The 25,677-nt window shown below is 67.2% G+C and carries 19 protein-coding genes; 10 read left to right on the top strand and 9 right to left on the bottom strand.

Features of this window, described 5'->3' with window-relative positions:
- A complete protein-coding gene (locus ACSFBC_RS10695) occupies positions 1–798 on the top strand; it encodes an OBAP family protein (RefSeq protein WP_435510298.1) in 798 nt (265 codons plus the stop codon).
- A gap of 15 nt (positions 799–813) precedes the next feature.
- Here ACSFBC_RS10695 and nadE read toward each other — a convergent pair whose 3' ends face one another.
- The 6 genes from nadE to ACSFBC_RS10665 all read right to left on the bottom strand — a co-directional run bounded on the left by nadE (position 814) and on the right by ACSFBC_RS10665 (position 10,093).
- On the bottom strand, positions 814–1,653 hold the full coding sequence (gene nadE, locus ACSFBC_RS10690) for an ammonia-dependent NAD(+) synthetase (protein WP_435510297.1): 840 nt from the start codon (positions 1,651–1,653) through the stop codon (positions 814–816).
- Positions 1,650–2,198, bottom strand: a complete 549-nt coding sequence (locus ACSFBC_RS10685) for a CinA family protein (protein WP_435510296.1) — start codon at positions 2,196–2,198, stop codon at positions 1,650–1,652. The genes nadE and ACSFBC_RS10685 overlap by 4 nt, the downstream gene beginning before the upstream one ends.
- 151 nt (positions 2,199–2,349) lie before the next feature.
- The gene (locus ACSFBC_RS10680) at positions 2,350–3,390 is read right to left on the bottom strand and encodes a chemotaxis protein CheB (RefSeq protein WP_435510295.1); all 1,041 of its coding nucleotides are present in this window, start codon (positions 3,388–3,390) and stop codon (positions 2,350–2,352) included.
- Positions 3,391–3,458: 68 nt separating this feature from the next.
- Positions 3,459–8,150, bottom strand: a complete 4,692-nt coding sequence (locus ACSFBC_RS10675) for a PAS domain S-box protein (protein ID WP_435510294.1) — start codon at positions 8,148–8,150, stop codon at positions 3,459–3,461.
- Positions 8,151–8,205: 55 nt separating this feature from the next.
- A complete protein-coding gene (locus ACSFBC_RS10670; protein ID WP_435510293.1) occupies positions 8,206–9,630 on the bottom strand; it encodes a sigma-54-dependent transcriptional regulator in 1,425 nt (474 codons plus the stop codon).
- 94 nt (positions 9,631–9,724) lie between these two features.
- Positions 9,725–10,093 carry a histidine kinase dimerization/phospho-acceptor domain-containing protein gene (locus ACSFBC_RS10665; protein ID WP_435510292.1) on the bottom strand — a complete coding sequence of 123 codons (369 nt, stop codon included), beginning with the start codon at positions 10,091–10,093 and terminating at the stop codon, positions 9,725–9,727.
- Between the two features lie 182 nt (positions 10,094–10,275).
- On the opposite strand from ACSFBC_RS10665, the gene rpoN reads away from it, so the two are divergent.
- Positions 10,276–11,715, top strand: a complete 1,440-nt coding sequence (gene rpoN / locus ACSFBC_RS10660; protein WP_435510291.1) for an RNA polymerase factor sigma-54 — start codon at positions 10,276–10,278, stop codon at positions 11,713–11,715.
- 108 nt (positions 11,716–11,823) lie between these two features.
- Here the strand turns inward: rpoN and ACSFBC_RS10655 are convergent, their stop codons facing one another.
- Positions 11,824–12,888: a Gfo/Idh/MocA family protein gene (locus ACSFBC_RS10655; RefSeq protein ID WP_435510290.1), complete on the bottom strand. Its 1,065-nt coding sequence runs from the start codon at positions 12,886–12,888 to the stop codon at positions 11,824–11,826.
- 250 nt (positions 12,889–13,138) lie between these two features.
- On the opposite strand from ACSFBC_RS10655, the gene ACSFBC_RS10650 reads away from it, so the two are divergent.
- From ACSFBC_RS10650 to ACSFBC_RS10640, 3 genes are all read left to right on the top strand, one after another.
- Positions 13,139–16,948, top strand: coding sequence for an FAD-dependent oxidoreductase (locus ACSFBC_RS10650; RefSeq protein WP_435510642.1), 3,810 nt, complete (start codon positions 13,139–13,141; stop codon positions 16,946–16,948).
- A gap of 65 nt (positions 16,949–17,013) precedes the next feature.
- A complete protein-coding gene (locus ACSFBC_RS10645) occupies positions 17,014–18,720 on the top strand; it encodes an ABC transporter ATP-binding protein (protein ID WP_435510289.1) in 1,707 nt (568 codons plus the stop codon).
- A gap of 216 nt (positions 18,721–18,936) precedes the next feature.
- Positions 18,937–19,848 (top strand): manganese catalase family protein, encoded by a 912-nt coding sequence (locus ACSFBC_RS10640; protein WP_435510288.1) that lies wholly within the window; start codon positions 18,937–18,939, stop codon positions 19,846–19,848.
- A gap of 38 nt (positions 19,849–19,886) precedes the next feature.
- Here ACSFBC_RS10640 and ACSFBC_RS10635 read toward each other — a convergent pair whose 3' ends face one another.
- Together ACSFBC_RS10635 and ACSFBC_RS10630 are read right to left on the bottom strand one after the other, a co-directional pair.
- Complete coding sequence (locus tag ACSFBC_RS10635) at positions 19,887–20,414, bottom strand: hypothetical protein (RefSeq protein ID WP_435510287.1); 528 nt, start codon at positions 20,412–20,414, stop codon at positions 19,887–19,889.
- 43 nt (positions 20,415–20,457) lie between these two features.
- Positions 20,458–21,615, bottom strand: coding sequence for a zinc-dependent alcohol dehydrogenase (locus ACSFBC_RS10630; protein ID WP_435510286.1), 1,158 nt, complete (start codon positions 21,613–21,615; stop codon positions 20,458–20,460).
- Positions 21,616–21,811: 196 nt separating this feature from the next.
- Between ACSFBC_RS10630 and ACSFBC_RS10625 the strand changes: the two genes are divergently transcribed.
- The 5 genes from ACSFBC_RS10625 (at position 21,812) to ACSFBC_RS10605 (ending at position 25,409) form a co-directional block, all read left to right on the top strand.
- The gene (locus ACSFBC_RS10625) at positions 21,812–22,159 is read left to right on the top strand and encodes a hypothetical protein (protein WP_435510285.1); all 348 of its coding nucleotides are present in this window, start codon (positions 21,812–21,814) and stop codon (positions 22,157–22,159) included.
- Positions 22,160–22,595: 436 nt separating this feature from the next.
- Positions 22,596–23,375, top strand: a complete 780-nt coding sequence (locus ACSFBC_RS10620) for a hypothetical protein (RefSeq protein ID WP_435510284.1) — start codon at positions 22,596–22,598, stop codon at positions 23,373–23,375.
- A gap of 270 nt (positions 23,376–23,645) precedes the next feature.
- Positions 23,646–24,353, top strand: a complete 708-nt coding sequence (gntA, locus tag ACSFBC_RS10615) for a guanitoxin biosynthesis heme-dependent pre-guanitoxin N-hydroxylase GntA (RefSeq protein ID WP_435510283.1) — start codon at positions 23,646–23,648, stop codon at positions 24,351–24,353.
- A gap of 8 nt (positions 24,354–24,361) precedes the next feature.
- On the top strand, positions 24,362–24,979 hold the full coding sequence (locus ACSFBC_RS10610) for a DUF1989 domain-containing protein (RefSeq protein WP_435510282.1): 618 nt from the start codon (positions 24,362–24,364) through the stop codon (positions 24,977–24,979).
- 151 nt (positions 24,980–25,130) lie between these two features.
- Positions 25,131–25,409, top strand: a complete 279-nt coding sequence (locus tag ACSFBC_RS10605) for a hypothetical protein (protein WP_435510281.1) — start codon at positions 25,131–25,133, stop codon at positions 25,407–25,409.
- Positions 25,410–25,677 lie beyond the last annotated feature (268 nt).

The following is a 25,677-nucleotide window of genomic DNA, read 5'->3' as shown; positions in this document are numbered from 1 at the left end:
ATGAACCCTGACGCTCGTTCATTTCCCAGCCTCGCGCGGAGCGCCTCGCTGCTGGTCGCTCTCACGGCCCTCGCTGCCTGCGGCGACCACGCCAGCCCCTCGAAGGTCGAGGCCCTGGGGGCCGACAAGCGCGCCGGCACTGCCGCGTTGGAAGCCGGCGCGGCAGCGCTGCAAGCCAAGCATCCCGTGGACGAACTCAACGCCTATCTCGACGGTTTCCATTTCTACAACGGCCGGATGGAAGCGCAGATGGAGGCCCACCACTACTGCGCCTTCGTCAACGAGGAAGTGATCCAGTGCGTGATCTTCGACGGCAACCAGAACGCCGCCAAGCTCATGGGCGTCGAGTACATCGTGAGCGCCCGGTTGTTCGACACGCTGCCCGTCGCGGAGAAGGCGCTGTGGCACAGCCACGTGCACGAGGTGAAGTCGGGCCAACTGATCGCGCCGGGCATTCCGGAGGTGGCCGAGCATGCGCTGATGACAAAGCTCGTCGGCACCTATGGCAAGACCTTCCACACCTGGCACACCGACCAGCAGAAAGACCTGCCGCTGGGCATGCCCGAGCTCATGATGGGCTTCACGGCCGACGGCCAGGCGAACGCCGCCATGGTGGAGGAGCGCGACCGACGCTTCGGGGTGCGCAGCGCCGAAAAGCGCCGGCAGCGGGAAGACATCGCGGCGCCGGCGATCCGACCGGGCGCCGACGCGTGGCAACGGGCTGGGGCCGTCCAAGGAGCGAATGCCGGTGGCACGTCACATTCGCACCCTTCCGCGCCAGCGGCACCGACGCGCTGATCGGCCGTCTGCGAATCAACCGTCGACGCCTGCGCCGGGCCGCGCCGGGGGGATGCGCTTGTGCATGCTCGCCAGGTAGGCTCCCACGATGATCCGCTGCGCCGCGGGGTCGATCGGGCGGCCTTCGAGAAAGTCGTCGATGGTGGGGTAGCCCAATCCGAAGGCCTCTTCGTCGGGTCGCTGCGGCGCCAGGCTTTCGAGGTCGGCGGTCGGCACCTTGTGGACCAGGTCGGCGGGCGCGCCCAACACGAGACCGAGGGCCCGTACGCGGCGCTTCGAAAGCCCGGCCAGCGGCAGGATGTCGGCCGCGCCGTCGCCGTGCTTGGTGAAGAAGCCCATCAGCGCCTCGGCCGCATGGTCGGTCCCGACGACAAGGCCATCGATGGCACCAGCGACCGCGTACTGCGCGACCATGCGGATACGCGCTTTCACGTTGCCGATCAGAAAGTCCTCCGCGGCGGCGTCACCCAGGGGCACACCGGCAGCGCGCAGCGTCGCCCCCAGTGCATCGACTCCCGCGCGGATGTCCAGTGTGTGCATCGCGTCGGGCGCGATGAAGTCGATGCAGCGCTGTGCATCGGCTTCGTCGCGCTGCCGGCCATACGGCAGGCGAACGGCCACGAAGCTCGCAGGCTTGCCCTCTGCCCTCACCCGCTCCACCGCACGCTGCGCCAACGCGCCGGCCACCAGCGAATCGACACCGCCGCTGATGCCGAGCACATAGGCCCGCCGGTCGTTGCGCGTGAGGTAGCGCGCGAGAAAATCGATGCGCCGCTCGCGCTCGACCTCGGCGTCGAAGTCGCCTTGCACCTGCAATGCCTGCAGGATGTCTTGCTGCGTAGGTCGCAAGGTCATGTTCGTCCTCGACTTGTCTCGGCGGCGCCGTGCCGCGCGTGGTAGTGCGAAATGCGACGCAGCGCGTAGTCTGCGCTGGCCTCACGGATCTGATTGCGCCCGCCCTGGAACACGCGCGTCTCGGTGTGCTCGTGCACGCCATCGGCATCCCGGAAGATCCATGCGTAGCATTGCGTGCCGGCCTCGACATCGGGGTCGCTGCCGTCGGCCACGCCGGTGTTCGAGACAGCGAGTCCCGCATCGCTGTGGCGCAACGCCCCGCGCGCCATTTCCAGCGCCACGGCCTCGCTCGTGAGGTTGTTCTGCGCCAGCACGTCGGCGGGCACGCCCAGGCAACGCCGCTTGGCCTTGGGGTCGTACACCACGAAGGCGCACTCCAGTACTTTTCCGGCACCGGGTGCAGCGGCCAGCCGCGAGGCGATGAGGCCCGCCGTGCACGATTCGGCCGTCACGACCACGATGCCGTGCCGCTTCAGGTATTCGACCGTGGCTGTGTGGTCGGAGCCTTCGGGATCGGTGCTGGCAGAAGGGTCGAGGGTGGACATGGTGGGCGCGGCGCAGCCGGTGAGCTGGAACAGATTCAAGCTAGGCCCCTGCGTTGCAGCGCCCTGTGGGACGAAGTCCCACTCCGCCGGGAGTGCGAACGCCGGCCTCAGATCGGCCGGGCGGCTTCGCGCGAAGGGCACCGCTCGGGCCTCAGGCGCCGACAGGCGTCGGGCCCGCCCCGGTCACTGCCAGCCGGCGCATCGCCACGACCACCGCCGCGATCTCCGCGGCTTCGTCCTCACATCCGGCCGCGGACGCGGGATCGCCGTGGCGCTGCATGTCGGCCAGCCGCCGCAGCATGGCTTCTTTTTCCTGCAGCGCCCGGAGGGCGGTCCACAGCGCGACGTCGGTCACCTGCTGATGCGTCGCGGCAAGACTGCGCAGGCTGAGCGCGTGGCCGGTATGGCAGCGGTAGCGCACCAACCGCTTGTCATCGAGCTCGAACAGCACGCCCCCGCAGTCGGGGCAACTGAAAGGCGAGGGCTTGGCGATCGTCTTCAAGGTCTGCATGGTTTCCTCCCCGCCGGCCACCGCATGCTCGCTGCGCAGCGTGTCCGTGGTCGCTTGACCGGACGTCATTTCATCGCTCGATGGGTCGGCCCGTGCGAGTGCCGACAACAGGGCCGCCATGCCCGACAGCGGCACCACATGGTCGGCCTGTACCGCCCCCAGGGCGGCGCGGGGCATGCCGGGCTCGAAGGCATCGGCGGGGTCCTGGACGACGGCCGTGCCGCCGCAGTCCTTGATCGCCCGCAGGCCCGCGCTGCCGTCGTCGAGCATGCCCGTCAGGATCACGCCGATGGCCCCCGCCCCCATCTCGAGCGCAGCGGAGCGAAACAGGGGGTCGATGGCGGGCCGTGCGTGGTGTTCCTTCGGTCCGCGGATCAAGCGGATCACGCCGCCCTCGAGCAGCATGTGGTGATCGGGCGGCGCCACGTGGAGCGTGCCGGCGGCCGGCACGTCGCCGTCGCGAGCCTCCCTCGCATGGTTCGGGCCCCGGTTGTCGAGCAGCTGCGCGAGTTGGCTGCGGTGGGCGCCGATGTGCTGCACGAAGAAGATCGGCACCGGAAAGTCCGCGGGCAGCGCGGCCGCGAGCTCGAGCATCGCGTACACGCCGCCGGAAGAGGCGCCGATGAAGATGGCACGCCGAAGTGCGCCGCCCGGGGCGTGAAGGGTTGTCGGCGGTGTCATGACTTTCGGCGCGCTGAGGCGACTGTTTTTCTTTTCAATTGAATGGGGTGTGCAGCCTCTCCAGGCCGTCACTCTTCCTGCATCGTCCGCCTGCCCGCCTCATGTGCCCGCAGCAGGCGCTGCAGGTCCGCGGCCGTGACCGGCTTGGCCACGTGCTCGTCGAAACCCGCTGCCAGCGCTGCGGCCCTGTCGGCCGGCTGGCCCCACCCCGTGGCGGCGATCAGCACGATGTCCCGGCCCCACGGTTCGGCGCGGATGCGGCGTGCCACTTCATGGCCATCGAGTCCGGGCATCCCGATGTCGAGCACCGCGGCATCGGGGCGTTGACGCTCGGCCATGCGCATCGCATCGACGCCGTTCTGCACCGTCTCCACGCTGAAACCCGCCATCGTGAGCGTCTGCCCCATGCCCCAGAGAGCGTCCGCGTTGTCGTCGGCCAGCAGCAAGCGCTGCGGCCGCTGCGACGCCACCGACTGCTCGACAGTGGCCGTGGGCGCCGGCGCGAACGGCCACGGGCAGTGCACCTGCACGCATGGAACGCGCACCGTGAAACGGCAGCCCCGCCCGAGCCCGAGGCTTTCGCCGGTGACCGTGCCGCCGTGCAGTTCGACAATGCTGCGCGCCAGTGCCAGGCCGATGCCCAGGCCGCCGGCCGCGCGCTCATGTGCACGCTCGCTCTGCACGAACATTTCGAACATGGTCTCGATCGTCTCGGCATCCATGCCGATGCCATCGTCCGCCACCTCGAACACCGCACCTTGCGCATCGGCGCGCAGCGACAGCACGATGCGCCCGTGCGCGGGCGTGTACTTGGCTGCGTTCGACAGCAGATTCGACAGCACCTGACTCAGCCGGGTCGGATCGGCGTCGAGCGCAATCTCTTCCTCGGCGATGTCCAGCTCGAGCGCATGGCGCCCCTGCTCGATCAGGGGCCGCACCGATTCGAGTGCCGCTTCGACCACAGCCTGCGCGCTGGTGCGCTCGGGCTTGAGCGAAAGCCGGCCCTGTCGGAGTGTCGACACGTCGAGCAGGTCGTTCAGCATGACCTTCATCACCGATGCCTGGCGCCGGACCACGCGCGCGGCGCGCGCGTGGTCCGGCGTCCGCAGGGATTCGGGCGACAACACTTCGGACGCGGCGCTGATGGAGGCGAGCGGGTTGCGCAGCTCATGCGACAGCACCGCAAGGAAACGGTCCTTGGCCGCATCGGCGGTCTCCAGCGCGCGGCGCGCGGCCTCGTTGGCGCGCAGCACCGCGAGCAATTCGGTGCGACTGCGTTCCAGCTCCTGCTGCGCGGCGCGCTGTTCGCTCTGGTCGCGCAGCACCTTCACCAGGCCGACCACCATGCCTTCGCCGTTGTGCATCGGCATGAGGGCCCCGCTGGCCCAGAAGCGCGAGCCGTCCTTGCGCTGGTGCACCCGCTCGTCGGCCGCACGCCCCTTGGCGAGCGCCGTGCGCTGTTCTTCACCGGGTGCATCGGCGTCGCGGTCCTCCTGCGTGAAGATCACATCGCCCGCGCACCCGAGGATCTCTTTCTCGCCGTAGCCCAGAAGCCGCTCGGCACCGGCGTTCCAGCTCGTCACGCGGCGCTCCATGTCGAGCGAGAAGATCGCGTATTCCACCGCGTTCTCCAGTACCAGACGCATGCGCTCCTGGCTCTGGCGCAACGCGTCTTCGGTCGATCGGCGCTCGTTCACGTCCGTGCACACGATCAATGCGGCATGCGGCTGGCCGCTGCCGTCGGTCAGCACGGTCCCGCTCTTGTGCAGCCAGATGACCGTGCCGTCCTTGCGCACGCTGCGGTTCTCGAGCTGAAACGGCTTGCCGTATTCCGTCAGCCTGCGGAAGAGCGCCCGCGTGTGCGCCAGATCGGCCGGGTGTACCAGGTCGAGCGCACGCCAGCCGATGAGCTCGCCCGGCCGGTAACCCATGAGTTCGCAGTAGCGGGGGTTGGCGAAAGTGATCTCCCCATCCAGCCGCATCTGGGCCACCCCGACCGTCGCCTGGTTGACGATCGCGCTGAAGCGCTCCTGGGACTGGCGCAACAACTCCTGCTCGGCCTTGCGCTCGGTGATGTCCACGAAAGTGAGCACCACGCCTGCGATCGAATCCTCGGTGGTGCGATACGGCCGCGCGCGCGCCAGGAACCACTGGCCCTGCGCGTCGCCCACTTCGCGCTCGGACGGTCGCAACGCGCGCAGCACGGTCCGCGCATCGTCCGCGAGTTGCGGATAGTCGAGCGCCGTGACCAGGTCCGAAAGCGGGCGCCCCGGATCGCTCGCGATGAGCTTGAAGATCCCGGCTGCACTGGGCGTGTAGCGCATCACGCGCAGTTCGCGGTCGAGGAACACGGTGGCGATGGCCGTCGCATCCATCAAATTCAGGACGTCGCTGTTGGCGCGGCCCAGATCGTCGACCTTGCTCTTGAGTTCCTGGTTGACGCTGACCATCTCTTCGTTGATCGACTGCAGTTCCTCGCGGCTGGTGTCCAGTTCCTCCGCAGCTGCATGCAACTCCTCGTTCATCGCGTGCAGCTCTTCGTTGCTGGCCCTGAGTTCCTCCGTCGACACTTCGTACTGCTCAACCGTCTGGCGCAAGCGCGCCTTCAGGCGATCGACCTCGCGCTCGAGGTGCCGCGTGACCGGCTCGGGCTGCAGGCGCGGCAGCACCGTGAGGGCAGCGTCAGGCGCATCCCTGTCGCTCTGGGCTTCTCGTATCGCTTCCTCACGCCCCTCACCGTGTCTCAGCAGCACCATGAAGCCACCGCCGAAGCCGACAACCGGTCGTACGCTGATCGCCACCTCCCACTCGCCGGCGTCGTGACGCACCCGCACCGGTGAGACCTCGACCTCCCCGCACTGTTCTTGCGCCTGGTAGAGCGCTGTCTGCAACTCGACCTTCAAGTCCGGCACGATGGCGCGCAGCACATTGCGCGAAGGCTCCCCTCCGTCGAAGTACAGGAATGCGGTGGCGGCGGACGAAATGTGCAGCATCTCGTGGTCGGCATCCACCAGAATGGACGGCGGCGCCAGCTGGTCGAGCAGCTGCAGGTGCATTTCAGCCCAGGTCATCGCCCGACCGCCACGCAGCGTCGGCAGCACCGTGGCAGGCGCCGGCGGTGCGGCAATGGCAACACGCGGAATCGCTGCGAGCGCGCCCTGCGCGTCGAGTGCACGCCTCCCGGTGCGGGGCTTGTGCAGCACCGGCACGCCGCATCGGGGCGCATCGCGCCGTATGTAGATGCGATGGGCCGCGTCGGCCGCAGCGAACAGGGCGCCCTGGCCGTCCGCGGACTCCGACACCCCGAGAACCAACGGTGCGCCGCGCTGCATCGCAAAGTGCAGCGTCTGAAGTACGTGCAACTGTGCGTCGCGGTTCAGGTAGATGAGCAGGTTGCGGCAGCTGGCGAGATCGATGCGCGAAAACGGTGGGTCGCGTAGAACGTCGTGCACGGCGAACAGCACCCGTTCGCGCAACTCCCGGCGCACGCGGAAGCCGCGTGGCTCGCGCACGAAGAACGTCCGTATGCGCTCTTCGCCAAGGTCCGCCTCGGCTGCGAAAGGATAGATCCCGTCACGCGCGGTCCGCACCGCGTCCTCGTCGAGGTCGGTCGCGAACACCTGAATGGTCGGCGGGCGGTCGAGCGTGCGCGCGTGCTCGCTCAGCAGCATCGCGATGGAGTAGGCCTCCTCGCCGGTCGCGCAGGCGACCACCCACACGCGTATCACGTCCTCGGGGCCCTTGTCGTGAAACAGCGCCGGCACCCGCGCCTGCAGCGCAGCAAAGCTGTCGGCGTCGCGAAAGAAGTTGGTTACGCTGATCAGCATGTCTTGCACCAGCGCACCGATTTCACCCGGCCTCGAACGCAAGCATTCGAGGTAGGACGGCAAGTCCCGCATGCCGTTGATCTGCATCCGGCGGCCGATGCGTCGCAGCACCGTGGCACGCTTGTAGTCGTCGAAGTCGCGGCCGGTGCGGTCGCGCACGAAGGCCAGCAGGTCGTGGAAAGCACTTTCACCGTCGTCACCCGGGGGCCCGGGCGATGTCGGATGGCGCTCGCGCGCCCCAGCCGCCACGTCCGCGGCCCGGGCCCGGTCCTCGGGCGGCAGACGCAGTTGCGCCTCGATGCGGTTGTACCCGGCGATGCGTTCGCCCATCTCGCGTGCGGGCAGCACCCAATCGACCATGCCGGTGGCGAACGCGGCCTGTGCCATGCCGCCTTCGGCCGACTCGTGCGGGTCCTGCGCGATGGTCAGGCCGCCACGCTCCTTCATGCGCCGGATGCCCAACGCGCCGTCGCCATCCTGCCCCGACAGCACCACCGCCGTCCCATGCGGGCCGTGTGAATCCGCCAGCGCGCGAAAGAAAAGGTCTGCCGGGAGATGGCGCCCCCGGTTGGATGGATCGCCAGGCTCGATGAAATTGCCGCGCATGTGCGGCGGGGTGCCAGGCGGCAGCACATGCACGGTGTCTGGCGCCAGACGCAGGCGCTCGGTCACCGGCACCACGGGCATGTGCGTCCAGGCGCCCAGCTGCCGCACGAGCGGCTCGAGCCCGAGGTCCGGCTGATGCAGCACCACGACGAATGCTGCGCCCGCGGGTGCGACCACGCCGTCGAGAAAGGCATGCAGCGCCTCCAGGCCGCCCGTCGAACCTGCCAGGCCCACCACGCGCAACAAGCGGTAGCCAAAGGACGGCACGGCGTCGTCGAGTTGACCGTCGTTCTCTTCCTCGGCCGTGTCGGGCGTCGAATCTTTCAAAGCTTTTCCCTTAGGGGGGTTGCGGACCCGGAGCACAGCCCCGAGTTGCGCAGGCTCACTGCTGGTACTCCTTGAGCCGGTTGTAGAGAGTCTTCATGCTGATGCCCAGAAGCGTCGCCGTGCGCTCACGGTGGCGCCCGCAGCGTTCATAGGTCGCCAGGATGAGCTGTCGCTCCACATCGGCAAGCGGCGTGCCCAGTTCGACGACGAAGTGGTTTTCCGCTGCCGTCGGCATGCCCACGGACAGCGAGACGACCGGATTCGCTCCTGCCGCCTCTTGAGCGGTCGCCGGTGCCGGTGCCTGCGCCGTCACCGGGACCGGGACCGGGACCGGCAGCCATTCCTCATCGATCTCGGCGCCGCTCGCCATCACCCACGCCCGCTGCAGCACATTGCGCAGCTCCCGCACGTTTCCAGGCCAGCGCCAGGCCGAAATCCGCGCGAGTGCTTCCGCACTGAGATGTTTGGCGCCCCCTTCCTGCCGCGCCATCTGGTGCAGGAAATCGGTGGCGATGAGGGCCACGTCGTCCCCGCGCTCCCGGAGCGGTGGCAGGGCGATGGGGAACACGTTGAGGCGGTAGAGCAGATCCTCGCGCATCCTGCCGCTCGCCACCGCCACCGCCGCGTCGCGGTTGGTGGCGGCGATCACCCGCACGTCGGTCTGCTGCACCTGTGTCGACCCCACGCGCATGAAGGTGCCGGTTTCCAGCACCCGAAGCAGCTTGACCTGCAGTTCCAGTGGCATCTCGGTCACTTCGTCGAGGAACAGCGTGCCGCCGTGCGCGCGTTCGAAAAAGCCCTGGTGCCGGCGCTCGGCGCCGGTAAAGCTGCCGCGTTCATGGCCGAAGATCTCGCTCTCGATCAGGCTCGGCGAAAGCGCACCGCAGTTCACGGCCAGGAAGGGCTGATCGCGGCGCCGGCTCATGTCGTGCACCGCGCGCGCGACCAGTTCCTTGCCCGTGCCGCTTTCGCCATGAATGAACACCGTGACCGCCGTGCGCGCCACGCGCGTGATCTGCCGGTAGACGCGCCGCATTTCCTGCGATCGCCCGATCAGCGGGCCGAAGCGGCCGGTTTCCCGCCAGTGCTCTTCCACCTCGTCGAATTCGGCGCGCAGTTGCGAAGGTGCGATCAGGCGCGACAGCAACCCCTTGAGATGCTGCGGGTTGATGGGCTTGACCAGGTAGTCGGCCGCGCCCAGGCGCATTGCACGGATCGACGTCTCGAGGCTGGCCTGTCCTGTCATGAGCACCAGCAGCGTGTCGTTCAAGGCCTCGGTCTTTTCGTCAACCAACGAAAAGCCGTCACCGTCGGGCAGGTGCAGATCGAGCAGGAGCAGGTCGGGCCGCTGCATCGCCATCAGGCGACGCGCAGCCTCGAGCGAATGCGCGCACATCACCGAGTGGCCCTCCTGCGATACGAGCGCGGCCATCATGCTTGCCGAGTCCTCGTCGTCCTCAACAATCAATGCGTGCGGCAAATCGTCGTCTCCAGAGTTGATGCGCGTCGTTGCGCGCTTCGACGCCTACCCCTGGAATCCATCATCGGCCTGAACAGCGGCCGGCGCCGACGTCTCAACCGTTGAACTCGCGTGAGATTTCGTGCAGCCGCTGTGTCAGCGTATTCATACGTGCGATCTGGCGCCCGAAAACGCGCAAGGCTTCCTCGCGCAGCGCGAGGTCGTCGGTCGTGCGCAGGAGTTCCAGCGCCACTGCCATCGCGCCGACCGGCGAGCGCAGGTCGTGATCGAGCTGTCGCGCTGTGTGGGCCTGGTGCGCCATGCGCTCGCGCAACGCCGCGATGTCCTGTGCGGCGATGAGCAGGTGGCCGGGCTCGTACCGTCGCGCCAGCATGACGCCCACGACGCCAGCGAGAGCGCCGACCAGCGTCACCGCGGCCCAGGGGATCGGGTACCGTCGCACGCCATCTGAAGTGTTGATCATGGCTGACAGTGTGGGCCCATGCGGCGCTCCTGTCTGTACGCCGTCGGCTGCAATTCTTGCGGCAAGCATTCCCGGTGCGGGCGCCGCAGCGATGGAAACAGGTACTTTGCGCCGGGATCGGCTCCTGCAGCACGCGCCATGCGTCGTTCGGGGCTGGCACGACGATTGCGCTCTGTCGGGGCATGAACCCCCACACCGCTCTGCGGACCCACCAGGCACAGCTGACGACTTTCTCGCCGCGGCTGCAGCATGCCGTGCGGCTGCTGCAGCTCTCCGCGCAGGACTACGCACAGGCACTGCGCGATGCGGCCGAGCTGAACCCTTTCCTCGAAGTGGAAGAACCGACGGCCGATTGCGCGCAAGAAGGCGCCGTCCTCCCGCCGACGGAAGCCGAGGTCGAGAACGACGCCGAATTCGATGCGGCGGCTGCATTCGATCGCGTCTCCGCCGCGCCGCCCGACGGCACGCGGCACCTCTCGCATGACGAGAGCGCCGACCTGATGCAGCGCATCGCGCTGCCGGAGTCGCTCGCATCCCATCTGCATGCGCAAGTCGGCGTGCTGCGCCTCACCCCGCGAGAGCGTGCCTTCGCGCACGCGCTGGTCGAATCGCTGGACGATGACGGATACCTGCGCATCTCCCTGGCCGACGTCGCGCTCGCGCTGGGTGAAGACCCCTCGTCTTCCGAATGCGAACTGCGCACGGCGTTGCGCCGCGTCCAGGCGCTCGACCCCGCCGGCGTGGGTGCACGCGACGTGGCGGAATGCCTCCGGCTTCAGCTCGATGCCATCGCGCCCTGCGCGGTGCGCATGCTCGCGCGGCGCATTCTGGAGGGCCACATCGACCTGCTGGCGGCGCAGGACTGGCGCAGCCTCTCGCGCGCGCTGGCCGCGACACCCGCCGAGGTGCAATGCGCGGTGGCCGGCATCCGTCAGCTGAACCCGCGTCCGGGCTGGGGCCACGGCGAGACCGGCGCGCGCGTCGTGGTGGCGGACGTCACCGTCAAGAAGGTGCGCGGAAGCTGGCGTACGTCACTCAATGCGCAGGCGGTACCGCGCGTGCGGCTCAACACCGCCTGCGCGCAACTGCTCGACACCCGACGCGGTGCGGGTACGGGCCCGCTCAAGGCCTACCTGGATCAGGCGCGCTGGATGGTCGGTACGGTGGCGCAACGAACGTCCACCATCCTCGAAGTGGCGCGCGCGATCGTCGCAAGGCAACAGATGTTCCTCGAGCACGGTCCCCTCGCCATGAAGCCGCTGGGCCTGAAGGAGATCGCCGACGAAGTGGGCGTGCATGCCTCGACCGTGTCGCGCACGGTCCACAACAAATACATCGCCACACCGGCGGGCGTGTTCGAATTGCAGTACTTCTTTTCGCGCGGGCTGCAGCATACGGCCGGTGGCGCAAGCGCGCCGGTGGCGCTGCAGCAACTGATCCGCGAGCTCATCGAGATCGAGCCGCCGACAGCACCGCTGAGCGACGCCGCGCTCGCACGGCAACTGTCGCAGCAGGGCTTTCACATCGCTCGCCGCACGATCACCAAATACCGTCAAACACTGGACATCGACCCGGTCGAGCGGCGCCGCGCCCGTGGCGCGCAGCGTGCCGCCGCCGCGTGAATCCCCGAGGAGATCAGACCAGGTGCAGGAATGGGGCCGTTTCCTGGCCTTGACACCCGAAGGCCGCGCCGCCCTCGCCCGGAGGCAGGATCGGCGCGAAGCGTGAGTTCAGCGCGCGTAGATGGCGTCGACCACTTCGGCCACCTGCACCAGGCGCCCGATCTCGGGATCGAAGCGCCGGCCGGCCGCAAGCGAGTGCGCCCAATGCACTGCACAGAGGCTCTCCCAATCGTCCGGCGCCGAGGTCAGCGAAGACACGCGCGTGCCCTCGAAGCGTTCGGTCGCGAAATCGTAGAAGGATCCCTTGACGTTGTGGAACGAGACGGTGCCCCGCGTGCCGTGAAAGCGCGCCTCGATGGTTGCATCGCGCCCCGTCGACAGGTTCCACGAGCAGGCGAGCCGCACCACACAGCCGTCGGCAAGTTCAAGCTGTGCCGTCGCGTGGTCCTCCAGCTCCGCACTGGGCAATGCCAGTCGGCGCCCGGCGGCATGCAGGCAACTCGAGACGGAGCGCACGGCGGGGAAACCGAGTGTCCACAACGCCAGGTCGAGCATCGGGACGCCCACATCGATCACGCAGCCGCCGCCCGATCGGCGCGGATCGCGGGACCACGTGCGGTCCGGTCCCAACGCCTTGTGCGAGACCAGGTCGACCGCGAAGACCTCGCCAATGTCGTCTGCGGCAATGCACTGGCGCACCCGCTGCATCGCAAGCGTGCGGCGATACGACAGGTCGGCGCCGAGCAACCGGTCTGCGCGCCGCGCGGCATCGATCAGGGTGCGCGTCTCGTCCACGGTGGTCGCGACCGGCATCAGCCCGAACACGGCAATGCCACGCGCGAGCGCCGCCTCGGCGTGTCGTGCATACGACGCACCCGGCGTTGCGATCACGACGCCGTCGATCGGCAATTCGAGCAGCGCGTCGATCGACTCCAGTGAAGCGGCACCGGGTTCGATGCCGCGCGCACTCTGGCGCTTCAGCGCATCGGCGTCGGCGATCGCGAGCACCTCGGCGGCCCCGTCCACCGCGATGGCATGCATGAGGTTGCGGCCGAGCCAGCCGGCGCCGACAAAGCCCAGCCGCGGCCGATGCCGCATGCGAACGCTCGGCTTGCGCTCCGAAGGCTCGAAGCAATGCGCGACGCTCGCCGCGTTGAGTGTTCCGACTTTCATGGGGTGGCGGTCTCCTGCGTGGATGGTGCCCACCCTGTGGCAACGGGCGTGCCCGCTGCGGGCCGCACGGTCTCGTGCCGCGTTGCAAGCGGCACCGGTCAGGCCGCCATGAGGTGCGTTCCCGGGTCGAGCGGAGGAAGTGGCTGGCGGGATGGGCATCCCGATTGCCAAGACGAGTGATGCCCCCAGGAAATCCGCTTTGACCCACGCCTCCACCCCCATCGCCGAACCGCTGTTCAGGTCCTTCTGGATGGGCGGCTACGAAGGCGCCGACCACCTCAACAGCCGAGGCGAGGACGTCGCCATGAACCAGCGAAACGGTCACACGGACCGGCGTGATGCAGACTACGCGCTGCTCGCACCACTGGGCATTCGCACCGTTCGTGAAAGCATCGGCTGGCGCAGTTTTGCCACCGCGGGTCCTGCAGCTGCATGCCGCGCGCTGTTGCAAACCGCCCGGCTCGCGACCAAGCACGGACTGCAGGTGATCTGGACCCTCCACCACTACGGCGTGCCCGACGGTGTCGACCTCTTCGCGCCCGATTTCCCGCACCGCTTCGCCGACTTCTGCGACCTCGTTGCACGATGCCTGCGCGATGCAGCGGACCTGAGCGACGGTCCGCCGCTGTTTCAGCCGATCAACGAGATCTCCTTTCTCAGTTGGGCCGCCAGCAGCACATCGCTGATGCACCCCTTTCAGCCCGGCCTCTCGAGCGCCACCGAGCGAGGCCATGCGCTGAAGTGCAACCTGGTCCGCGCAGCCCTGCGCGGCACCGATGCGCTGTGGGCCACATGGCCCGGTGCGCGGATCGTGCACACCGATCCGCTGATCCATGTGGTGCCCGCCCCCGACCACGCCGACTGCGCCGAGCTCATCGACTGGGCCGCGCAGGCCCGCGCCCTCGACGACGCCCAGTACGAAGCCTGGGACATGCTCTGCGGCAGGCTGGAGCCGTCGCTCGGCGGTGCGCCGCGATACCTGGACGTGCTGGGTCTGAACTACTACCACAGCAACCAGTGGGAGCACCCGAGCAACGAGCGCCTGCACTGGCATGTGCGCGACCCGCGCCGGCGCGACCTCGCGGACATGCTGGCGGACGTATGGCAGCGCTACGGTCGGCCCTTGTTCATCGCCGAGACAGGCCACGTCGGCGACGGTCGCGCTCAATGGATCGACGAGGTGGCCGCCGCCGCACAGCGCAGCCGCGCCGCGGGCGTGCCGCTGGAAGGCATCTGCCTTTATCCGCTCATCGACCGGCCCGACTGGGAAGACGGTTGCAACTGGCATCGCAGCGGGCTCTGGGAGGTCGACCGGCGCACCGGCGACCGGCGAGTGCACCTCCCCTCGCTGCGGCGACTGCAGCACTGGCAGGCGCAGGACCCGGCGAAAACGTCCTTCCCTGGCCACCCCTCACCTCTTTCATCGACCCACCCCTCAGGAAGCCCCATGACCAACACCTTGATCGTCTTTTCCCATCTGCGTTGGGACTTCGTCTACCAGCGTCCGCAGCAACTGCTCTCCCGCCTTGCACAGCACTTCCACGTGGTCTTCGTGGAAGAGCCCGTGCCAGGCGCCGCGCATGCGGCCCTCGAGAAGCTCTCGCCCTGCGACGGCGTGACCGTGCTGCGTCCTCACCTCGCCGGCACCGCCACCGGTTTTCACGACGATCACATTCCGCAGCTGCAGATGCTGCTCGCCGGCTACCTGGAGGAGTCCGCAACGGCCGATTACTGGCTCTGGTTCTACACCCCCATGGCCATGCCGCTGGCCGCTGGCCTTTCCCCCGTGGGCGTGGTGTACGACTGCATGGACGAGCTGTCCGCATTCCGCCATGCGCCACGCCAGCTGCTGCAGCGCGAGAGCGCGCTGTTCCACATGGCCGACCTGGTGTTCACGGGCGGCCAAAGCCTGTACGAGTCCAAGCGCGAGCGCCATGCCGACACGCATTGCTTTCCCAGCAGCGTGGATGCGGCGCACTTCTCGCAGCCGTCGATGGCGGATTCGGATCACCCGGCGCAGGCTGACATCGGGCGGCCGCGCCTGGGTTACTGCGGTGTGATCGACGAGCGCGTCGACCTCTCGCTGCTCGCCGCCATGGCCGACGCACACCCCGAGTGGCAGATCGTGGCGGTCGGCCCGGTCGTGAAGATCGACGCGGCCGCGCTGCCGCGCCGCGACAACATCCACTGGCTGGGCCAGCGCAGCTACCAGGAGCTGCCCGAGCTCATCGCCGGTTGGGATGTCTGCCTGATGCCTTTCGCCCTCAATGAGGCCACGCGCTACATCAGCCCGACCAAGACGCTCGAGTACATGGCCGCCGGCAAGCCGATCGTCAGCACGCCGATCCGGGACGTGGTGGGACCGTACGCGGGCCTGGTCGGCATCGCCGAAGACGTGGGCGCTTTCGTGCAGGCCTGCGAGGAGATGCTGGCCCTCGACGAAGCGGGACGCGCGCGGCAGGCCGCCGCGCGCAAGGCCATCCTGCAAGCGACCTCGTGGGACCGCACCGCCGAGCAGATGGCCGGGCTGATGGCGCTCACCGCCGACAACAAGGGGCATCGGCGCCCGTCGCACGCCGCGGCTTCGGCACCGCGCGTCGCGAACGCATCGGGCGGCCCCAGCCACCCGGTCGTCATCCTCGGCGCGGGCCCCACGGGCCTGGCCGCTGCACTGCGCGCGGGCCGTGACGCCCTGCTGGTGGACCAGAACGAGAGCGTCGGGGGTTGGTGCCGCTCGATCGAGGACAAGGGCTTCACCTTCGATTGCGCGGGACACATCATGTTCTCGACCGACCCCTACGTGCTCGCACTCTACGAGCGGCTGCTCGGCGACAACCTGCACTGGCAGAACCGCGAGGCCTGGATCTACAGCAAGGAGGTCTTCACCCGCTACCCGTTCCAGTCGGCGCTGCACGGCCTGCCGCCCGACGTGCTCAAGGAATGCCTGATCGGGGCCATCGAGGCGCGCTTCGGCAGCCTGGACAAGCCGGTGCTGCGCGTATCGCCCACCGGCCCTTCGCGCGCGGCCGCGGTCGCGCCCGCGACCACGAACGTGCCGCCGCCCGCGGCGGTGCCGCCGCCGACCGCCGTGGCGCCGCGCAACTTCGAGGAGTTCATCTACAAGGTCTGGGGCGTCGGCGTGGCCAAGCACTTCGCCATTCCCTACAACCAGAAACTGTGGGCTGTTCCGCTGAACGAAATGGAAACGTCGTGGCTCGGCGGCCGGGTGCCGATGCCCGATCTCGAGGAAATGATCGAGGGCGCGCTGGAGCCCGTGCACAAGCCGATCGGGCCCAATGCGCGCTTCGGCTATCCGCTGCGCGGCGGCTTCCAGGCGCTGATGGATGGATTCCTGCCGCTGCTCGAAGGCCCGCTGGCACTCGGCACGCGCGTCACTTCCGTGTCACCCGCGCGCAAGAGCGTCACCTTCGACGACGGGCGCACCGTGTTCTTCCAGACCCTCATCAACACCATGCCGCTCCCCCACCTGGTGGAGGCCATCGGCGCCGAAGCGCCGGCCTTCGTGCGCGAGGCGGCGCGGCAGCTGCGGCATGTGTCGGTGCGCTGCGTCAACCTGGGCATCGCGCGGGAGAACATCACCGACAAGCACTGGATCTACTACCCCGAGGACACCGTGTTCCACCGGGTGTTCGTGCAGGGCAACGCAAGCCCGCACTGCAATGCGCCGGGCGGCTTCGGCTTGACCTGCGAGATCACCTATTCGCCCTCGAAACCGCTGCCGGCGGAAGGTCAGGCGCTGATCCAGCGCTGCATCGACGACGCCGTGAGCGTGGGGCTGCTGCGTGCGGACGACGCCATCGTGTGCGCCAACGAGGTGGACATGCCCATCGCCTACGTGGTGTACGACCACTGCCGCGCGGCGCATGTGGAGGCGATCCGCAACTGGCTGGCCGACGCCGGCATCCTGCTGGCCGGCCGCTACAGCGAATGGGCCTACTACAACTCCGACCACGCCTTCGTCGCGGGCCACAAGGCCGCGGAGACCGCGCTGCGGCTCAACGCGAACGCGGCGCCGCCCAGCGTGGCGGTGGCGGCCTGAGCACGGAAGCGGCGGCGGGCGCCGCCCTGCTGCCCGCCCGGCCGATACCGTTTCTCTGGCACTACGTGCGCCAGCGGCCACTGGCCTTCGGCGCCCTGCTGACCTTGATCGTGGCGGCTTCCGCCTGCGCCGTCGGCGTCCAGTACGGCATGAAGCTCATCGTCGACACGATGGCCGACAACGATCGCGCCTCGCTCGCCATCTGGAACTGGCTCGCCCTCTTCATCGTGCTCATCGCGGCGGAGAGCATTTTCTGGCGCCTGAGCGGATGGCTGGGCTGCGTCACCGTGGTCAAGAGCGGTGTCGACGTGCGGCTCGACCTCTTCAGGCATCTTTCGGGCCATTCGCAGGACTACTTCTCGCGCCACCTCTCGGGTTCCCTCGGCAACCGGGTGACGGCCACCGCAGGCGCCACGGGCGCGATCTTCGGCACCTTGATCTGGAAGATCCTGCCGCCGTGCGTGGATTTCGTCGGCGCGGTGGTGGTGCTGTGCACCATCGACGCACGCATGGCCCTGGCGCTCATCGGCTTCGTGGCGGTGGTCGCGAGCTTCATGTACGCCTTCGGGCGCCGTGCGCGGCCGCTACAGCAGGTGTTTGCCGAGCGGGCATCGCAGGTGGGCGGCGAGCTGGTGGACGTGATCGCCAACATCTTCACGGTGATGGCCTTCTCGGCCCGCGAGCGCGAGCACCGGCGGCTGCGCGAAGCCTTCGGGCTCGAAGCGAGCGCGCAGCGGCGCAGTTGGCTGTTCCTGGAAAAGGCGCGCGCCTGCCACGACCTGTGCCTGTGGCTGATGGCGGGCGGCATGCTGATCTGGGCGGTGGAAGCCTGGCGTGCGGGCCTCAACGAAGCGGGCGACGTGGTGCTGATCAGCGCGCTGACCTTCCGCATCCTGCACGGCTCGCGCGAACTGGCGCTGTCGCTGGTGGATGCATCTCAGCACTTCGGCGTGATCTCCGAAATGCTGCGGGTGGTCGCGGTACCCCATGACGTTTCCGACCGGCCCGGCGCAGGCAGCTTCGTCCCCGGACCGGGCGCCATCGGGTTCCATGACGTGCAATTCGTCTACGACGAAGGCCGGCCGGTGTTCGACAACCTCGAGTTGCTCATTCCCGCGGGACAACGGCTGGGCGTGGTGGGCCCCTCGGGCGCCGGCAAATCGACCCTCCTGCGGCTGATCGGCCGTGTGATGGATCCGACGCGCGGCAGGGTGACGATCGACGGCGTGGACCTGACGCAGGTGCGCCAGGCCAGCCTGCGCGACGCCATCGGCGTGGTGCCGCAGGACATCACGCTGCTGCACCGCTCCATTCTGGAGAACCTGCGCTACGGCAATCCCGACGCCAGCAATGCGCAGGTGCAGGCCGTGGCACGTGAAGCGCTGTGCCACGACTTCATCATGGAACTGCCGCAGGGCTACGGCACGGTGGTCGGCGAACGGGGGGCGCGGCTTTCGGGCGGCCAGCGCCAGCGCATCAGCATCGCACGTGCGATGCTCAAGAACGCGCCCGTGCTGCTGCTGGATGAAGCCACCTCGGCGCTGGACAGCCGCTCGGAGGCCGAGATCCAGGCCGCGCTCGATCGCCTGATGCACGGGCGTACGGTGGTGGCCGTGGCACACCGTCTGTCGACCGTGGCGGCATTCGATCGGATCGTGGTGCTGGTGGACGGGCGTGTCGTGGAAGACGGAACGCCCGCTGCGCTGGTGGCGCGCGGCGGGGTCTATGCAGGACTCTGGCAGATGCAGGCCCAGGGGCAGGAAACGGACTGAGCCTGCAAGCCCATCGACCCGTCGCTTCGACCGGGTGTGCAGCACTCACCCCTTGGTGCGCGCAATGACTACACGGAGCAGCCGACCGCACGCGCAACTTGAAAGCGTTCGCGTTGCGCAGCCCACGGGATCACGCCGCATGAACGCCGGGCCGTTCCGCCCTTCCCTACTTTCGCCGCATGTCGGCATGCCCCTCACGACCAGGAGATTCTCAAAATGTTCTCTCACAACAAACGCCTTCAATACACCCTGCGAGTCAAGGAGTCGAACCCCGGCCTCGCCAACCTCATGCTCGAACAATTCGGCGGCTCGCAAGGCGAGCTGGCTGCGGCCTGCCGGTACTTCACCCAGGCCATCGGCGAAGAGGATCCGGGCCGCAAGGACATGCTGTTCGACATCGCCACCGAGGAACTCAGTCACCTCGAAGTGATCGGCACCATGGTCGCGATGCTCAACAAGGGCGCGAAGGGCCGGCTCGCCGAAGGCGTCGACCTGGAAGCCGAGGCCTATCGCAGCATCACCGGCGCTGGCAACGACAGTCATCTGACGCAGGTGCTCTACGGCGGCGGACCGGCACTGGTCAACTCCGCCGGCGTGCCCTGGACAGCAGCCTACGTCGACAGCATCGGCGAACCGACCGCCGACCTGCGCTCCAACATCGCGGCCGAAGCGCGCGCCAAGATCGTCTACGAGCGGCTCATCAACCTGACGGATGACCCCGGCGTGAAGGAAGCGCTGGGCTTCCTGATGACCCGCGAGATCGCGCACCAGAAGTCCTTCGAGAAGGCCCTGTACGCGATCACGCCCAACTTCCCGCCCGGCAAGCTGCCCGGCATGCCGGAGTTCACCAATGTGTACTTCGACATGTCCAAGGGTGGCGATGTGCGCGGCCCCTGGAACCAGGGCCCGCAGTGGGACTTCGTGGAAGAAGCGGAGGACCAGGTCGCACTGGGCGGCGACGGCACGGCGAGTGTGGAACTCTCGCCCGAAGAAGAAGCCGTCGTGGACGCGATGGCGCTGCGGACGGCTTCCGATCCGCTCAGCAATCCGCAGACAGGTGCCGAACTCGGCATGTCCGATGATGCGGTGCTCGACGAACTGAACGGCCAACTGGACAAGGCGCCCTGAACGCACCCGGCGCGCGGCGGGCATCGCCCCGCTGCGCTTCAGCGCAGCCGCGAGCGGGAGGCGCGACGCCGGCGAGAGATCGCGACGGTGATGAACGCGAGTGCAGCCACGCCGATCGCCGCCTTGCGCGCCGCGCCCAAGGGGTTGTGCCGCAGTTCGGCGCGGCCGCCCATTTCGGCGTAGAGATTGGGCACGTGCCCCCGCGACAGATCGTCGATCAGCCCCTCCCCCACGTCCACCCGGTCGGCCAGCAAAAGAATCAGCCAGTGCCTCAGGTCGTTCTCGGAGTGCTTGAACGCCCGACGGCGCAACCAGCCGCTGAGTCCCTTGGGGGGCAAGGTTGTGCCATAGATCGGCGTGATGCGTGGGCGCTCGGTCGATACCAGCACCTCGGCGTGCGAGTGCTGCTGCTGTGGCGGCTCTACTGGATACGGCAGCCGCGGCGGCGTGCGCTCCATCGGATAGGCCGGCCGGTTGGCATGGTCCAGGTCGGCTCCCCAACCCACGATGTGCGCGTGGCGCTCGGCTTGGGTGGGCGAATGGTCTTGGGCGTCTGTGATGATCATGTGCAGGTCGCTCCGGTTCGGAATGGAAGGGGAATGCACGCTGTCAGGCAGCGTGGGCTGAAGGGGGCACCAGCACCGCCTTGATGCAATGGTCCAGCTTGCTGGAGAACAGGTGGTACGCATCGGCCACGTCGCACAGGTCAATGCGATGGGTGATGATTTCCTTCGGGTTGATGCGCCCGGCTTGGATGTGCTCGATGAGGCGTGGCAGGTGGCGCTTGACGCTCGCCTGGTTCATGCGCAGCGTGAGGCCCTTGTTGACGGCGTTGCCGATGGGCATCGCGTTGAAGGTCGGCCCGTACACGCCCACGATCGATACCCGGCCGCCCTTGCGTACCGAGTTGATGCACCAATGCAGCACCGTCGCGGCACCACCCTGCAGTTTGAGCCGCACGCCCAGCAGCGTTTGTGCGAAGCTGCCCGCTGCTTCGCAGCCGACACAGTCGATGCACACGTCGGCGCCCAGGCCATCGGTCATCTTCTTGATGTGGATGGCCATGTCGCCGACCTGCTTGAAGTCGACCACCTCGCACTGCGCGTAGCGGCGCACGAAGTCGAGACGGTATTCGATGTGGTCGACGACGATGACCCGGCCCGCGCCCAGCAACCACGCCGACTTGGCCGCGAAGATGCCGATCGGGCCGGCGCCGAAGATCACGACCGTATCGCCCTCTTCGATGTCGCCCATTTCGGCGGCTTGGTAGCCCGTGGGAAGCGCGTCGGTCAGCAGCACCGCGTCGTCCACATCCATGTCGGACGGAATCACGGTGGGGCCGACGTCGGCCATGGGGACCCGCACGTATTCCGCCTGGCCGCCGTCGTAGCCGCCCGTGGTGTGCGAGTAGCCGTAGATGCCTCCCACGGCGGTGGCCGATGCATTGGTAGCGTGGCAGTTGCTGTAGAGCTCCTTCTGGCAGAAGTAGCAATTGCCGCAAAAGATGTTGAAGGGCACGAGCACATGGTCACCCACCTTGAGGTGCTGCACCGCCGACCCGACGGCCTCGACCACGCCCGTGAACTCGTGGCCGAACGTCGTCCCCACGCGCGTGTCGGGCACGAGACCGTGGTACAGGTGCAGGTCCGAACCGCAGATGCACGAGCGCGTGACACGCACGATGGCGTCTCCGGGGTGCTCGATCTCGGGCTCGGCCTTGTGTTCGGCGCGCACGCGATAGGGACCGCGGTAGTTCATGGCCAGCATTGGGAAATCCTTGGGTTGCAGGTGAGGAATGCGACATCGCGGGGCAGGAGCCCTGCACGATGCGGCGCTTTGCTCGATCGTGGCAAACGGCGTGCCTGCCCTGGAGCGCAGGGCGGAGAGGCTTGCCGCACGGACAGCCCGCGGCAAAGGCGGAGCATCTTGAATCAGGCAGGCATCTGCCTTGCCACCCGTGCGGATGCCCTACGCCGTCCTCTACGAACAAGCCGTCCAACTCAATTCCAGAGCATCGAGGATTGCGGCCTCCTTGCTGATCCACGAGACCGGTGTGCCCGCCAACGTCCGGCTGGCCCTGCTGATCACCCTGTCGCGTGCCGGCGATGAAGACGCCGAGATCACCCTTCACGCAGCGAAAGACCGCGATGCAACGGCTGCGCAGCTGTTTGTCATGACCTGCCTCCTGGTAAGCAGGCATCACGAGATCGCGCTCGACGCGTCGGAAAAACTTGCCGCAATCAGAGCCATCGCCAGCTCCGAAACGGACGTTCCGACCCTACGGCGGGCCACGGGGGAACGTTGGGGATGACCGCCCCTGGCTGTGAAGGATGCCGATGCGGCTTGGCTTCGAAGGCGTCGCTGATCAGCGAAGAATCCGTCGCCGGGGAAGAAGACCCTGGCGCCTCGGTCGATACGCCTTCCCCCTAGCGTGACCGCTACCACCCTCCATTGAGCGCTGTGCAGCTGTCGGCGAGACGCTCACATCGTCCAGATCAAAGGGGTATCGAATGAACAAGCAAGAAGAGAAGACTGGTGAGCCGACGCCTTGATGGCTCTTCCACCCGGTTTCGGGCCTGTTCACACTATTTCCGGGGATCGGAAATAGTGTGAACAGGCCCTAGAACGTGGTCGCGGCGGAGCGCCAACGCGCCGTGCAGGCACGGACCTACATACAAGCGCGCCATCCGCTACGGGACCGGGTACGCCTCGAGCCAACACTCCACTTCTTTCAATGAGGAGATGCCATGAACACCGTTACTTATCCGACTGCGGCTGGACGTGAAGCGCCTGCCACGCGCGAGGCCATGACCACTCGCGTTCCGCTGGTACGCCGCGTCTCTTGGGGTGCCATCTTTGCGGGGGTGGTGATTGCCATGGCGCTTCACATGGTGCTAAGTCTGCTGGGCGCCGGGCTCGGACTCAGCACGATCGATCCCCTCAAACACAGCACGCCGGATGCCGCGACATTCGGACTGGCCGCCGGCCTGTGGTGGGTTGTCAGCAGCGCGCTCGCCCTGTTCGTCGGCGGATGGATCGCCGCCCATCTGGCGGGAGCGGCAGATAAGACCGATGCCTCCTTGCACGGCTTGCTGACCTGGGGTCTGGCCACGGTCGTCACCGCCTACATTCTCGCGTCGATGGTTGGCGCGGTCGCCAGCGGTACAGGCAACCTGCTGGGGACTGCAGCAACAGCCGGCGCGTCATCCGCTCCGGTGGCAGAGGCGATGCGGCGTCGAACCCCTTCAGACATGTCGGTCGAAAGTCTGAAGGACCAGGCGCAGCAGCGATTGGCACAGGCTGTGAATCCGTCAGCCGTCCCTGCCGATCCTTCCACGCCATTGACAGAGGAGCAAAGGCAGCAAGCCGACGCGAAGGCGCGGCAAATCGCCGACCAGGCCGCCCGGAGAGGCTCACAAATGGCGCTCGCGCTGTTGCTGGCGTTGGTCGTCGGCGCCATCGCTTCGACCTTCGGCGGTTCGCTGGGTGGCCGAACCTATTGGCTGCCGGAGGCGAATCGCCGGTAGTCGCTGTCGAGGTGTGCCGCGCAGATGAAGCAATGCTGCGGCACATGCCCGAGCCCCTCAAGGAACTCTCGCATGCCGGACATCACGTCTTTGCGCGACGTCGTCTACATCACTCGACGCTGCCCCCCCCGACTGGAGTCCTCTCTGGCTTCGGTCATCACCGAGCAGGCGAGATAGGCGCACACCTACTTGCCAGGGGCGGAAGACCCGACGGGGCTGAGCCCCTGCGCCTTGCACGCCAGCCAGTGCGCGAACCGTACTGTCGTTCGCATGACCTCAACAACATACACCGGACCGTCCAGCATACCGGCGCAATCCGGATGTCCCCGGCATGACGCTTCCGCACAGGAAAGTGTTCAGGCGTTCATATCCGCCAGCGCTTTTCCTTGCGTGGGCGCCAAGTCCGCGCTCAACAAGGATCGGATGCGTTTCGGGAACTTCGGATCGCTCGGCGCCCCCTCTTCCATCGGCCCCCTCTGGGAGGCCTTGCGCGCATATTCCAGTGAGTTCGAAACGCCCGGGGTGGCGCCTGTCAGCTATGTGGCACTTTTCGATGACGCCGATCTCAGCGAAGCAGCGTTCGAGCGGGAGCTATGGGCATTGCTTCAGGCCCTGCACGATGCCGACAAGGAGCGAGGCTTCTCGTGGGATCCGGAAGTCGGCAAGGACCCCGGCCGGGAGGACTTCTCCTTCAGCATCGGCGGCAGGTCGTTCTTCATCGTCGGCCTGCATCCCAACGCTTCCCGCATGGCGCGGCGGGCCCCGGTGCCATGCCTGGTGTTCAATTTTCACGAGCAGTTCGAAACACTCAAGGCTTCAGGCAAGTATCAGAGCATGCAGACCGTCATCCGCGCGCGCGACGTGAAGCTGCAGGGGTCCGTCAACCCCGTGCTCGCCAGGTTCGGCGAGTCCTCGGAAGCCCGCCAGTATTCCGGGCGAGCCGTTGAAGACAACTGGCAATGTCCGTTCCATCACTGAGGTCCGATATGTCTGCCACCCATCCCACCGGCTGTTGCCGGATCGCGCCTCAGTCTGGCGTCGCGTTTCGTATCCGCGCCAGCGAGATTCTGCGTGTGTATGACCCGTTGGGCGAACAGGTCTCCGACCTTTTTGCCTTCGCTGACAACGACCATGCTTGCCAACTGTCTTCGGGGCGCAGCATCGACTATGCATCGAAGATCTACCTGACGACCGGGGACCGGTTGTATGCCAACGACAGCCGTCCGATGTTTCAGATACTCGATGACACCGTCGGTCGCCACGATTTCCTCCTGACGCCGTGCAGCCAGGAAATGTTCGAGATCCTGTACAAGCATCAGGGTCACCATCCCAGCTGCTTCGAGAATCTCTATCGCGCTTTCGAGCCGTTCGGGATCCGTCCTGAACAGATTGGAACGACCTTCAACATCTTCATGAACGTGACGGTTGCCGAAGACGGCGAAGTGAAGGTCAAGCCACCGCTGTCCCGAGCCGGGGACTACATCGAGCTCAAAGCGGAGATGAACATGATCGTCGGTCTGACGGCATGCTCGGCAGAGAATTCGAACAACGGTGCGTTCAAGCCAATCGATTACGAGATTCTGCGTCGCCCTTGTAGTGGGTAGAGGCTCGGCAGCGAAACGGGCGGAAGCATTGGCAATACGGTGGCGTGTTGGCCTACGGGCGATCGAAGGCGGCAGCCCACAGTCAGGTTCCAACCACAAGGAACGCTTATGTCTTTCATGATATTTCCCGGCCCTGATTCCCCGCGGCGAGATGACCGCCAATGACGAGGGTGACGGCATCGAATTCAGTATCAGGGACGGCGGCGGCTATGGCCCTCGGATCGTGGTCCATGTCACCAAGGCCGCGCTTGAACGTCTGGACGGTGCCGGTCCCAACAGTGAACGGAACTCGCTTTCGGTTCTGGCGCGACACGTCGAGGCCCTTTCAACGCTGGCCACCGCCATCAGTCACGCCCGCGCGTCGAACCGTGTGGTGTTGACGGCTGCAGACATCCAAGACACAGCGTGGGTGCCCGCTGGAAAACGCTGACCGTGATCTTGCAACTGAAGTAGCTCCGAAACATAGCGCCCCGCGCTCCCTGATGTACGGGGCGAAGTCATTGCAGTGCATCGTCTTCCATCATCAGTAGACGAGACCTGCGCGCACAGCAACCGAAGCGCTGTCGCGGCTCCAGACTCTCAGCAAAAAGTCCTCCTCCTCGTGGCACACCAGTGGATGGAGGCCGACCCCGGCAATGGCCCGATGCGCCACCTCTGCGTCGAACACTCGCGCGTCAAAGGGCCAACGCCAGTCGCAG

Source organism: Variovorax frigidus (genome assembly GCF_051216515.1).
Lineage (GTDB): Bacteria > Pseudomonadota > Gammaproteobacteria > Burkholderiales > Burkholderiaceae_C > Variovorax.
This window is presented reverse-complemented; position numbering and strand designations above follow the sequence as displayed.

What these genes read in the sequence shown, in the direction of transcription:
- ACSFBC_RS10630 (WP_435510286.1), bottom strand. Translation starts at nt 21,615, where the DNA reads ATGCTGGCCATGAACTACCGCGGTCCCTATCGCGTGCGCGCCGAACAC.
- ACSFBC_RS10685 (WP_435510296.1), bottom strand. Translation starts at nt 2,198, where the DNA reads ATGTCCACCCTCGACCCTTCTGCCAGCACCGATCCCGAAGGCTCCGAC.
- gntA (WP_435510283.1), top strand. Translation starts at nt 23,646, where the DNA reads ATGACCTCAACAACATACACCGGACCGTCCAGCATACCGGCGCAATCC.
- ACSFBC_RS10680 (WP_435510295.1), bottom strand. Translation starts at nt 3,390, where the DNA reads ATGACACCGCCGACAACCCTTCACGCCCCGGGCGGCGCACTTCGGCGT.
- ACSFBC_RS10650 (WP_435510642.1), top strand. Translation starts at nt 13,139, where the DNA reads ATGGGCGGCTACGAAGGCGCCGACCACCTCAACAGCCGAGGCGAGGAC.
- ACSFBC_RS10655 (WP_435510290.1), bottom strand. Translation starts at nt 12,888, where the DNA reads ATGAAAGTCGGAACACTCAACGCGGCGAGCGTCGCGCATTGCTTCGAG.
- ACSFBC_RS10620 (WP_435510284.1), top strand. Translation starts at nt 22,596, where the DNA reads ATGAACACCGTTACTTATCCGACTGCGGCTGGACGTGAAGCGCCTGCC.
- ACSFBC_RS10635 (WP_435510287.1), bottom strand. Translation starts at nt 20,414, where the DNA reads ATGATCATCACAGACGCCCAAGACCATTCGCCCACCCAAGCCGAGCGC.
- ACSFBC_RS10665 (WP_435510292.1), bottom strand. Translation starts at nt 10,093, where the DNA reads ATGATCAACACTTCAGATGGCGTGCGACGGTACCCGATCCCCTGGGCC.
- ACSFBC_RS10625 (WP_435510285.1), top strand. Translation starts at nt 21,812, where the DNA reads ATGCCCTACGCCGTCCTCTACGAACAAGCCGTCCAACTCAATTCCAGA.
- ACSFBC_RS10695 (WP_435510298.1), top strand. Translation starts at nt 1, where the DNA reads ATGAACCCTGACGCTCGTTCATTTCCCAGCCTCGCGCGGAGCGCCTCG.
- ACSFBC_RS10640 (WP_435510288.1), top strand. Translation starts at nt 18,937, where the DNA reads ATGTTCTCTCACAACAAACGCCTTCAATACACCCTGCGAGTCAAGGAG.
- ACSFBC_RS10610 (WP_435510282.1), top strand. Translation starts at nt 24,362, where the DNA reads ATGTCTGCCACCCATCCCACCGGCTGTTGCCGGATCGCGCCTCAGTCT.
- nadE (WP_435510297.1), bottom strand. Translation starts at nt 1,653, where the DNA reads ATGACCTTGCGACCTACGCAGCAAGACATCCTGCAGGCATTGCAGGTG.
- rpoN (WP_435510291.1), top strand. Translation starts at nt 10,276, where the DNA reads ATGAACCCCCACACCGCTCTGCGGACCCACCAGGCACAGCTGACGACT.
- ACSFBC_RS10605 (WP_435510281.1), top strand. Translation starts at nt 25,131, where the DNA reads ATGACCGCCAATGACGAGGGTGACGGCATCGAATTCAGTATCAGGGAC.